At 42.1% G+C, this 12544-nt stretch carries 8 protein-coding genes; 3 read left to right on the top strand and 5 right to left on the bottom strand.

Going from position 1 to position 12544, the window contains the following annotated elements; translation table 11 throughout:
* The 3 genes from HDR73_RS00245 to HDR73_RS00235 all read left to right on the top strand — a co-directional run.
* A partial coding sequence (locus HDR73_RS00245; protein ID WP_287136179.1) for a hypothetical protein occupies nt 1-300 on the top strand: 300 nt, incomplete at its 5' end.
* A complete protein-coding gene (locus tag HDR73_RS00240; RefSeq protein WP_287136178.1) occupies nt 297-485 on the top strand; it encodes a hypothetical protein in 189 nt (62 codons plus the stop codon). The genes HDR73_RS00245 and HDR73_RS00240, both read left to right, overlap by 4 nt.
* Nucleotides 486-1330: 845 nt before the next feature.
* Nucleotides 1331-1624, top strand: coding sequence for a hypothetical protein (locus HDR73_RS00235; protein ID WP_287136177.1), 294 nt, complete (start codon nt 1331-1333; stop codon nt 1622-1624).
* A gap of 5226 nt (nt 1625-6850) precedes the next feature.
* On the opposite strand, the gene HDR73_RS00230 is transcribed toward HDR73_RS00235, so the two are convergent.
* The 5 genes from HDR73_RS00230 to HDR73_RS00215 form a co-directional block, all read right to left on the bottom strand.
* Complete coding sequence (locus tag HDR73_RS00230; RefSeq protein ID WP_287136176.1) at nt 6851-7285, bottom strand: hypothetical protein; 435 nt, start codon at nt 7283-7285, stop codon at nt 6851-6853.
* A gap of 97 nt (nt 7286-7382) precedes the next feature.
* Entirely contained in the window at nt 7383-7913 is a 531-nt protein-coding gene (locus HDR73_RS00225; RefSeq protein ID WP_287136175.1) for a hypothetical protein, read from the bottom strand.
* Entirely contained in the window at nt 7913-8179 is a 267-nt protein-coding gene (locus HDR73_RS16490; RefSeq protein WP_353734309.1) for a DUF6808 domain-containing protein, read from the bottom strand. Before HDR73_RS16490 ends, HDR73_RS00225 begins: the two co-directional genes overlap by 1 nt.
* Before the next feature lie 301 nt (nt 8180-8480).
* The gene (locus tag HDR73_RS16485) at nt 8481-9176 is read right to left on the bottom strand and encodes a peptidoglycan-binding protein (RefSeq protein WP_353734308.1); all 696 of its coding nucleotides are present in this window, start codon (nt 9174-9176) and stop codon (nt 8481-8483) included.
* Between the two features lie 3121 nt (nt 9177-12297).
* Nucleotides 12298-12544: hypothetical protein (locus HDR73_RS00215; protein ID WP_287136173.1), on the bottom strand; the 247-nt coding region annotated here is incomplete at its 5' end.

Here is a 12544-nt window from a genome sequence, read left to right as displayed (position 1 = left end):
GAGGACATTGACGATGATGAGTTATATGTGTCATTCAGTAGATACGGGGTGTTTCTAACACTCCCAGCCTCAGATGTTGAACCCATCCAACCTCTTGACCGTCGCACCGCTTTCCTCACGCGCTTGCAGTCGCTTCTGAGGGAGTTTGATGCTCACATAGAGCCATGTGGATGTGAGATTGAAGGCTTATCCATTGTGCTAAAGGATAACGAGGAGATATATTATAAAATGGATGATTTTTCTCCAATGAGAAATATTACCGCCGACAACATAATGGACTTTGACAAGGAGGGAGTATGAGCAGATTTATTTGGCTTACCAGGATTGAATATGACGACATTGAAAAGGATTTTGAAGAATCACCGCTGTTCGTCAATGTTGATGCCATAGGATATATTGATAGCAAGGTCGTACACCTCAAAAACGGTGAAACAATCCTCTGCAAAGAGAGCAATAACCATATTGTAGGATTAATAACCGAATGACCTATGCCGATAAAACCTGAAAACCGCTCGCGCTATCCTAAGAATTGGAAACAGATAAGAACCTCAATATTGGAGAGAGCCGGACACCGATGTGAGTTCTGTGGCGTAGAGAATTACTCTATGCGTCTCAATCCGAAAACGGGCAAGGAGGTGAAGATTATCCTCACAATCGCTCACTTAGACCACACTCCCGAGAACTGCGACCCCTCCAATCTCCGCGCTCTATGTCAGAAGTGCCACAACACCTATGACGCAGAGCATAGGAAAGAAACAAGAAAACAAGAACTACAACAACTTAAAAGGAAGAAATGAAAGCAGAAGATATAAAACCTATGATGGAGGTGCGAAACAAAATCTCTCGCAATAGAGGGACTGTGAGGTGCTTTTTCTCTCATGACCTCGTAGAAGTGCGTGTGTATCGCGGCAACGCCAACCCCTACACAACTTTTTGGAAAATCAGCAATATTGAACCAATAACAAAATAAGCAATGACAGTAAAAGAACTTATATCCGAACTCTCCAAATATCCGGAAAATATGGAGGTTGTGGTAGAACATCAAAAGTGTCAAATGGGGACTCTCGGAATCTATATGATTTTTGAAGCCGAACCCGATATTCTTGAAACGAACTATGGCTTCTACAAGGATAACGTATTAATGATTAGAATAAAATGAGTAAACCGATAATTGACCCCTCCACGTTGACAGAGGAACAGAAAGAAGCAATAAAAGAATTGCATGAAGATGTGGTAAGAACTTATCTCAACCACTCACACATAAGTTTTGAGGGTTGGTTCTACATCTTGAAAACAATCTTTGGTGAAGAAATCTATAAAGGAGAATAATATGCCAACCCCCGAAGAGATAAAGAAGATAGCACACGAATATGGTGTGCTTATGGCAAAAGATATTCCAGAGTCTAATTGCCTGAAGAATGAGGTAATCAGTTCAACCGAGGATTATCTCGTTCAATTCATGTCGTGGCTCTGTAAGGACTTCTGCATCGTGCCGAAAAGTAAGGTGCAAGAAAGATATAAAGAATCTAAACTTCGGTCAAAAGCCGAGTTGAAGTTTGATATTCTCATCGGCAATTCAAGAGTATCATTGCTTGAATCACTTTTTAATGTGGATGACTTATGAACACATCTTTTGAACAAAGAAGCAACCGCAAGCATACATTCCAACCGTCCGGCTCTGCCAGGAGTTTCATTTCAACATTCAATACATTTTCACATGAAAATAGGTCTCGTAGATGTAGATGGGCATAACTTCCCAAATCTCGCNCTCATGCGCTTGTCGGCATGGCATAAAGCACATGGAGATAGCGTAGAATGGGCTGACCCGATGTTTGGAGGTGATTATGACCGCATTTATAAGTCAAAGATATTTACTTTTACTCCCGATGATACGTTCCCTTGGNATTGCGAGGTAATTAAGGGAGGCACCGGTTATGANGTTCGCTCACGTCTGCCTATNGAGGTGGAGCAGTCAACCGCTATGGACTACTCGCTATATCCGCAATATCCGTTCTCGATCCAATTCTTCTCNCGTGGTTGCATCCGGCATTGTCCGTTCTGCCTTGTGCATGANAAAGAGGGTGCTATNCACCCNGTAGAGCCTTTGCAACTNAATCCCAANGGCAAGCATATAGANGTNNTNGATAANAACTTCTTNGCTAATCCNGAATGGAAGTCTGCNATTGATTACNTACTCGCAACAAAGCAGAAAGTAAATCTTCATGGAGTTGATATTNGNATNATGAACGAGGAGCAGGCNTATTGGCTNAANAAACTACGCCTNCATCGAAACATTCATATAGCATGGGATTTACCTACTCTCGATCTCACCGGCAAACTCAGNGAGGTCACCCGCTATATCAAACCATATAAAATAATGTGCTACGTGTTAGTNGGTTTTAACTCNACAATNGATGAGGATATGTACCGTATAGAAACTTTACGCTCTTTNGGTATAAAACCATACGTCATGCCATACCGAGACTTTGAAAACAAACGTATTCCAACNCAATATGAAAAAGANCTCGCTCANTACGTAAACAAACCNATGATTTTCAAATCTTGTACATTTGCAGACTTTTCTCCGCGCAAAGGATTTAAATGTAAAAAATATCTTCAATAATAATACGCGTCCTTTTTTTCTAAACTTAAAACGTCAGAACCTATAAAAGCAACTATCTTTAACCGATGATTAAACTCTTGGAACATACTCGCNGACCCGACATTTCTTTTNATAGAAACGGCANTATCCGCATTNCATCTCGTGTNGCGCGGATATTGTCGTTGCGTCCGGGTGACNCTATCAATATCGCTGTAAATGACGGTGAGTATCTTCTCTATGCCGTCCGCTATCAGNATACCAATTACCGATATGAGGCGCAATGCTATCGNTCAAANCGTGGNGGNGGCGAGAACTACTGCGCTAACTCCGTNCGGTTGTGTCGCNCTCTATTTAATTCCGNAGGTGTTANATCTGAACGTGTTTCCTATATGGCAGGAGAAGCGTTTGAGAAAAACGGAGTGNTGTATGTCCCAATTATAACCNTGCAACCNCTATGACTTGCCGTAAGGCTTNATGAACCACCTATAAAAAAACAACANTATGGNGAATAACANAGANATAAAATACAATGGCTACTCGGCACAGCCGTCCGANTACGAATGTCAGGACGGNGAATTGGCAGTCGCAATCAATCTNATCCNCGAAGATGGNGCGNTAAAACCTNTACTCCCTCCCAAGATAACTGACATTAAACTCAATTATGAAAATGCATTTCTTCATAAAACNTCTGTNTGCAATAACTACATATCATATTCTAAAGACAAAGTTAAAATTGAATGGGTAGCCNCCGATAATGATATTTTCNCTGANCCTATTCCGTTTTCTTTACCGCAAGANACCCTACGTATTATCGATATCGCTGCTATGGGGAATATCCTCATAGTTTCCTCAGATAGTGGACTTCACTATATACGATTTGTAGCAGTTGATCATACTTATGTATATCTCGGATCCAAAATTCCTGATATTCCTATTGATTTTGGGTTGAAACTCAACTATNATATTTCCGAAGAAAGAGACGGTAATTTTGAGATAAGNCCNGCAGAGAATGANGACATNTATACNCCTGACGATTTCTGGGAAACACTCTGCATAAAATCTTATGATCTTTCAGTTTCAAAGGGTGATTTTTNACGAGAAAATTATCCATTTCCCAATATCTCCAGCGANTTTGTGGCTACACATCCTATCCCTTTTGACACCTCTATTATACTCGAAGCAGGTAAGGAATATAAATTTGCATGGCAACCTCTTATNGGNAGANNCGNNGTNNNCCTGAGAATTTTAGGTAAGAAAAAGGGGACAACTGAATACGAACAATTATATTGGACAGCACGAGAACTTACAACTGAATACATTATCGAAGGCTCATTTACCCCTCAAGAAGAATGGACTGATCTTGCTTTTCAAATATNTTTCCGCCACCTAGACTTTAAATATGAGCATAGAGAGGCTGGTAATATAACATTCATGACCGGTATTGATAATTCCGAAACCGCTGATGGCGAGCAAGTTCGCACAGTTATAAAATATACTCCTGAATCCTTACAATCCCTACTTGGATCNTTAAATAAATATACCAATGAGGCTCATGAGAATTCTAAATTTATATATCCATTCTTCTTGAGATATGCNGTCAGATTATTCGATGGCTCGTATGCATATATCTCAGACCCTCAATTAATGATACCCAACTCAGAATATGCNCCCGCCATACTATTTTCCGGAACTAATAAGGCCGGNACCAAACTGGTATTATCATCATTCAACGCTGATATTCTNTGGAAAAATAGAAATCAGATACCTGATATTTGGGAAGANATAATAACAGGGATTGATATTTTTGTTTCAACTCCAATCTGGAGATACGATCAGGGAGTAAATTTTGATACTAAAAAAAATCTGTTTAAATATCANTCTACCTATCACTCCATAGGGTATGGAATCCCTTATGTAGGAGAAATACAACAAATTGATTCATTTGTAGCCTGNGATCTTTACGACTTTAATTTAAGANTTAATGAAGATACCGAAATAACTTTTTCCACCTATCTTAAAGTNGCTCAGAGATCCGACTCTGACATAAAAGGCGACATTACGAAACTGGCAATCTTCTACAAAGTATCATCACTTGAATTTGCAGAGTTAAATAATTCCAATGATAAGTTTGCGGTGCTTGATATTGCTAATNGGACTCTCAATAATCTCGTCACATTAGAACCACTTGAAGATACCACTCTTCCATACAAAGGATTTATAAACGCACGCCTCAAAGAATATAATCATCGTCTTAATCTATTCGATACCTCGATAATTTTACGTGATCCCTCAGCACCGCGACAGATATTTAACTTTCTTGATGTTCANGACAATTACACAATCCAAATTTACGTAAGGCTTGTTACAGAAGAAGGGGAGAAGTGGGTAGCCGATTCCGGTCTNGGAGAAACTATAGGACCGTGGTATTTTTATCCGGATTCAAGAGCCAAAGAACTTATTCTTTACTTCCTGGATCAGACCGGAGAAGTAACAGGTAAAGCATCAATACCGCTTAAGACACATGATTTCTTAAACGGTTCCTATTGGTACTCAGGAAATTTTTCAGATTACCCCTCAATTGAGCCATGTACCGGTAAGATTCCTCTTATGCCTCAAGACAATATNATAAAATCAGCCTCTACTATATATCTNTCCAATANTAATTGCCCGTTTGCATTTCAGAGTGATTATTGCGTTTCGATTGGGGTATCAGAGATTATCGGGCTTGCATCAGCCGCCAAAGCACTCTCACAAGGTCAGTTCGGTCAGTTCCCTCTCTACGCTTTCACTACCGAGGGCGTTTGGGCGTTGGAGGTCTCCGCTACCGGCACATATTCNGCACGTCAGCCTATAACGCGAGACGTATGTATAAATGCCGATGGCATTACTCAACTGGATAACGCCGTTCTTTTCCCGACCGACCGAGGTATTATGCTCATATCGGGTTCNCAAACACAATGTATCTCNGATGCAATTAANTCTGAATATCCCTTTGATGCTCTCTCTTTACCCGGCTTTGGCAAGTTGCATGATATGTTGGAGCATAATCCCGGTAATGACAAATGTCTGCCGACACTACCGTTCACTGAATTTTTGAAGCAGTGCCGGATGATATACGATTATGTTCATCAGAGAGTCATAGTCTATGCACCGGGCATTACTTATGCATATATGTTTTCTCTCAAGTCTAAAATGTGGGGCATGACATTTTCTAATATCGTCTCGCACCTTAACTCCTATCCGGAGGCTCTGGCCGTTGATGAGGATAANAATATTGTCAATTTCTCGGAGTCTGACGCTANTGACGTTACTGACGTAATTGTNATGTGCTTGNCGGTTACTCGTCCGCTAAAACTGGACTCCGCAAACATTCACAAAACCATAGACAATATAATTCAGCGTGGCAACTTTGCCAAAGGTCACGTCCAGTCTGCGCTCTATGGTTCAAGAGACCTTATCAACTGGCATTTGGTATGGTCGAGCAAAGACCATTTCCTGCGTGGCTTCCGCGGCACGCCCTACAAGTATTTCCGCGTGGCTCTGCTGTGCAAACTTTCTCCGGACGAAAGTATCTACGGAGCGTCCGTGCAGTTCACACCACGCCTCANNAATCAACCGAGATAACTCAGGTACTTATACTCATATCTAATGTAAGAGAAGAGCCGCCATGCGTGATGCACAGCGGCTCTTCTGATATGGATTAAGGACTATGTTAAAACGGATGCATACGCCTGCGTGTNCTTGAAATTCTGGTATTGATATTCACCCGTATCTCACTTAGAGCATCTTCCGCTTTTGATTTCCACGTCTCCATTTTCACCGGATTGGTTATGCTCATCCAGTCTGCTACGGCTTCACACACAAGATACTCATGTATGAGTTTCTCCAAGAGAATGAGTGTTGTCTGCGAAAATGTTGTCGGCACGTTTAACACTATCCCNTACACCCCCGGTTCTCTCAATTTATCATCAAGCACCGGGTTAATTACAGTATGTTTAGTATAGGGATAGAGTGTTTCCCGACACTTCGCTATTGCAAGGTCAAGCACACGGTTCACACGATCTATGTTCCCCGTCTCACCTATATCTTGCACAGTATGCCGATTATGCTCGTTCTGGGTATCCATCACGCTACCCTCGATATACGCATAATTCCTGATGTCATACAAAAGTTGATCACGCTTAAAACCAAGCACTGCTTGTAGCGCACTCTCACTCATCTCGAAAAAACAACTCATCTCAGTCTTAATTAATCCACCGGTTTAGTAGGTCTGGTACGCTTGCTGACACTCTGACGTATCAACTCCATGCTCTTATTCGCAAGCGCATAATACTGTTCCGCGTCACCCTTATTGGTCACGATATACCAGTCAGCAATAGTCGAATTCATAAGATAAGCATGTACCTGCTCGCCTACACCAGTAGTTGCCGCCTCATTAAAGTTACTCGGCATCGTCAGATTTAGCACCAGATCATGGCTACCGTCAAAATGGCTATTATCAGTAGTGGTACCGTTCTCATTCAGATATTCCGCTAATTCAGTTTGCACCTCCGCAAAACTACGCTTGATCGAGCGTAAGATTTTCTCGCGATTCTCCTCATCCTCAGATGCAAACATTGAGGCAACCTCCTTATGATTCTCCTTATTTTGAATAGTTCGTCCGCGCAAGAATGTCTCATTCATTATATCATACAAAAGCCACGAAATCTTAATAGTGGCAGTAACATTCTTCTTCGCGCCTAAAGTAGTTGTTGGCATTAATCTAATTTTTTATAGGTTATTAATCCGTAGGGCGTGTAGGCTTTTTACGACTGTACAGTAATCTCTCGGCAGTCTCCATCATATCCGATGCCTGAACAAAATAATCCTGAGCCTCACCTTTATTGGCAAACTTAAACCATTGCGCTATGATTGAGGCGATAAAGAAACTACGCAATGTAGACTCAACACTGTCTTTCAGACCCTTGTCAAAAGATTTAGAGACCTCAATTACCGCCTTGTATGCAGTCTTGCCAATTCTCGATGCATCAGATCCGGCAATCATCCCACTCTCCGGGCTGTAATTGTTGGAATCTGAAGAATACACCTTACTGCTACTTCCTGATACCAGCATCTCCTTAAGATTCTCATTCGCCGCCGATACAGACTCCTCCCAAAATCTTCCTAATTCAGACAGATCATAATCTCCGGCCAGAATACGATCGCGTGCCAGAGCATCTCCATCTATCAGTTTTGAACCGGTATAATCCGTAGCCTTACTCACCTCATCGTATACATCATCTTGATATACTACTATAGTTATTGTCTCCATCAGAATGAAATTATTGAGTACGTTATTCCAACTCCTAAAAACGGCTGAAAACCCTGCGGGGTATAGCNTACACCAATCGTAGCACCTAAATGCCATCGNTTGGGAGGCTTCCATTCACGTTTTGTAATGATAGTTGTCGGTGCGAATACTTTCACACTATCCAGCCGGGGATCTATNGGTCCGCTTACCCAAGCCTCGTATGTGCTGTCAGCATAATGTCGCTGTATGATAGGCACCTCCACCACAGCACTATCTCCACTCNCCATTTTTTTGTTCAAGCCGCGAACTTCAGTGAGCGTATCCCCATCAACTCTCTCCACCATTACACTCACCCCNGACTTNAACTTATCGANAGGAAATGCATAACAGCGAGTACCCATCGCCACTTCTGTCAGCGGTNCAGGCGCTACGTACGGAATCGTATCATACACCTTAACGGTGTCAGTCACGCCATCCGCACGCCCTTGCATATCGCCCGGCGACGCTGATTGGCATCTGTATAGAAATGCACCNGTTAAAAGGCACACTATCCCTACACTCAGAATCTTTAAATAATCTCTCATCAGNTCAGCCATTAATTATATCTTTATACTCGGTTCGAGCATCAAAACTCGGGCAAGCCTTAGCCGCNAAATCGCGGTGACCATAAATACCCGCTTTCTTGTATCTCCCTTTCAATTCCTTTAAAAGCGTCAGNATAGAGGNCTTCTGCGCATCCGTACGGGTATCCTTACCCTGCATATTCCAGTTCTTGACACTTCTCGGAGGGCAACCTCCGATATAAGAAATGCCTATTGAGTCAGAATTATGATTGATCGTATGNCAACCNCTCACATTCTCCGGNCGGCACCGTACTATTGTGCCATCTCGCAAAATGATGTAATGATACCCTATATACCGTTTCTGTTTCGTATCGGGATCAATATAGTATGAAAAATTGCGAGCCTTGTGAGAGTTGTCTATTGAATCTATCGAATAGTCCTCNCCCTCNGGAGTGGCTGTGCAATGCACAATCAGTTTATTGATAGTCCGACCTCCGGGTATTATCTCATCCGCAGTCTCATATCCGAGTTTACTCCAAGTCTTTGCGCCTGCAATGCCGTCAACGGAAAGNTCGTTACTNTTTTGGAAATCTCTTACAGCCTCATCGGTCTTTGCTCCGAATATACCGTCTACAGACAATCCATAACTACCGGCGAGATTTAAAGCAGTCTGCAATGTCTTCACTTCACTCCCACGGCTNCCTTTCTTAAGTGTAATCATAATTAATTAGATTTTGTTGATAAATCTTCAGTAGTAAGACGCTCCAAAACCCTATGGGCATCTTTCTCATCTACAGCCTTGATGATGCTNTTTACAATATCAGGTAGTTCAGCCGCATGGCTCTTCCTGCGGTTAGCATGCTCAAACATACTCTTAGCCTCAACCACTATCAATCCGNCCCCGAACATTATCACCACAAAAGGCATAATGTAAAAAGAGAAAAACACCCCGAGACAATCCACCAGAAAGCCAATCAGGATAAACCTCCAATACTCGCTCATCTTAGCGATTGTCACGCGCANTTTATGCGAATGCACACGTTGGTTTGTGCGCTTTGCCGTGTGTACTCCATCCCAAAGATCAAGCATTATAGCCGCAATCACCAGAATACATACCGACAGAAACACACCTACAAAAAGATACAGTTTGTCAAGTGATAAGATTGTTTCCATGATTATATTATTATTAGTTCAATACAAAGATATATTCACCCTCCATACCCTTAATTTTAACTTTTGCAAAACCNATCTCAATAATCAANATAAATCAGGCNAAAATAATAGNCCTGAAATTTTGAAAATGTAATTNTATTTCCTAAATTTGTAGAGCAATCNTTTGTCGGAGGGAGAGTTCGTAACTACGTAGCGTACCCTCTGATGAAGGGTTGTTTTTTTATGATCAGATGTCTTTAACCAAGTCCAAGTACCTTTATTTTACNATTATNGATACTAACTGTGATTGTCTTTGATCTGTATCGCTTACGCCCCGTCTGATATATAATCTTATAAATACCGTTGCNTATTATAGCAGTTTTATACCATCTTTTAACGCGCGAGCGATACTCTCTCATACTCTCCTTGTCATATCCCGTTTCTTCCATCATTATTTCTGAAATCGGACTATCCAAGCACCGCGACGGATGCGAACGCTTATATACCAGNAGTTTCCCACACCGCCCGTCCGTGCCTCCGGTTTTATGATGACCATTAATTAAATCTCGCAACACATCCGGATTTATCCCCGGCTCCGGATATCGGTCGGCAAACCCCTTATAGTCCTCTCTCAGATTACCACTCTTATCCAGCCACATNATCTTGCCATCNCCATNCCCAAGCGATAGGCCCGGATAATTATCTACACNGATCACCANCCGANCATTATCCAGTCGAGTAGAATAGGGGAGTANCTTAATACTCTCCTCATCCACCCACTCATATTCCAGCCGATAACCACCTAATGAACTACACACCTCAAACTTACACNTGCGTAAGAATGCCGGTATTTTTACAATCTGGCTTNTACCATTNCATAATCCGGCNGANACTCTCTTAGACAATGCAAAANAACNATCNCTGTTATAATACACCCCCGTCTCCGCATTAATAGGCATAATGCCGCGNTGTATAATCCTNCCCGAACCATACAGGCTGTTCACCGTAGATCGCTTCTGTTTTTTAGCGGACACTGCAGACTGAGCCGGAAGATACGCCTCCATCTCACCCTCAACCACACGATTACTCATAGGCACCGAGGTCAACTGGATATTAGTCCGGCACCGGTAGGTTACTCTGCGGTTGCCGTCAGGCATATCCTCATCCGGAATATAATATACTACCTCAGCCCCAAGACGCGAACACGGTTTCAACCCGTGATTATTACAGATTATAATCAGGCTGTTACCTTTATGAGCCTTACAATTATACCACTCGTCACCATGCCGCCCGGCGATAAAATTATTACTTCCAGAACTAAGATAAATGTCAAAATCAAGATTCTCGATACTCTCCGTCACACCCTCAGGCGCACAGAGTTTTACCGTCACCTTAAAATCATCTAAATAATAGATATCCTGTATCATATCATAATAACATTATTTACATTCCGCTCACCGGCTCTATATCTCAGCACACAACCACTTCACTGCATCCTTAACACGTCTACGCCACGCTGTGAAAGCCGCAAACTCTTTACGATACTCATCACACTTCTGAGCATCATCTTCCGTATCTACATCACCTCCCTTATCTATAAGAGCATAATTAGCCAGAACCGCGACAGCATCCTCATCCGGATATCGTGCGCGCACAAGNNNCGANACCATCTCATTATACNGGGCACCCGCATTAACTACAATGCTTGTATTATCCACACTTACAATCCACTTCCGGCCATGCTCTCTCAGAGCCACGCCCTCTCCACTACATAATGTCTTCATAACTAAANATTATTAATTCTAAAAATACCACNCACCGNTANCTATTANTACTCANNATAACTGATTTGNGAGAGATCCAACGCTGTTACCGGNCGCACATAATAATCAGTCTGAGGAGTACACTTATACCCTCCATGTGTAAAACCGGTATAAGGATTAAAACTCCATGCACTGCTTATAGCCGCCTCAGTCGAAGTCCAATGATTACCCATAGTAATCTCCTTACCCCCCGCTATTATTGACAGCGCAAGATTAATCTCATACAGATACTTACGTATCAGATTCAGTTCACCAAGCGATGGCAACCACCACTTACCCTTACCCAGACNCCCNAATTCATACTCACCGCAATAGCCGGCCGCATAATTCCGCCACTGCTCCTCATTCTCTCCAAACAGTCCGTAAGCATTCTTATCTGTAGGATCTAGGATCAGCGCAGTATTGCTCTCTCCATCCATATCACGAAAAGCAGAATTAATATCCGTATATTTCTTTCTGTCACCTATACCCGGTTGCCAACTCCACTTTAATGAATCACTCCCCGTAGGTGCCACTATCAGAGGCTCTCCGGCATCAGGAATTATCAATACACCATCCGCCACATTACCTATCATCTCATGATTCTTCCACTCCCACCACGGCACTGCCAATAAAGAGTTGTCACCATCAGCCACCTCATGGGTAGCCATATCTATTCCCTTACTCCGATGAAAGGTAATCATTACATGGCTGCTACCGCAAAGTAATGTCGGATTCTCTTCAAGTTGCGATATACTCAAAGCATTAATCTCCCTTTGCAAACTCACATCCATATCCGCAAGTCTGGCAAACTCACCCTTTATCACATTCTCTATATCATAAGCCGTTAGATTCCCATGCCAGGGAGTATTCAACGATATTTCTCTACTATTCATAAACTACTTTAAATTGAATATTTTTTTCTTCAGCCAATTTTAAAATCTGAGTACTAATCTTCTCATATACATTTACCCTTAAATACACTTTTATCACACCAGTCCCGCCGATTGCATTCCTAATCATATACTCTACACAATCCGGCCGGAGGTTAGGACTTTCAAAAAAAGAAATCGAGACTCTAAGTCCTTTAATCCACACCTCCTCAAGACTCTCACAACAATCAAAAGGATTATCT

Source organism: Clavibacter sp. (assembly GCF_014802555.1).
Taxonomy (GTDB): domain Bacteria; phylum Actinomycetota; class Actinomycetes; order Actinomycetales; family Microbacteriaceae; genus Clavibacter; species Clavibacter sepedonicus.
This window is presented reverse-complemented; position numbering and strand designations above follow the sequence as displayed.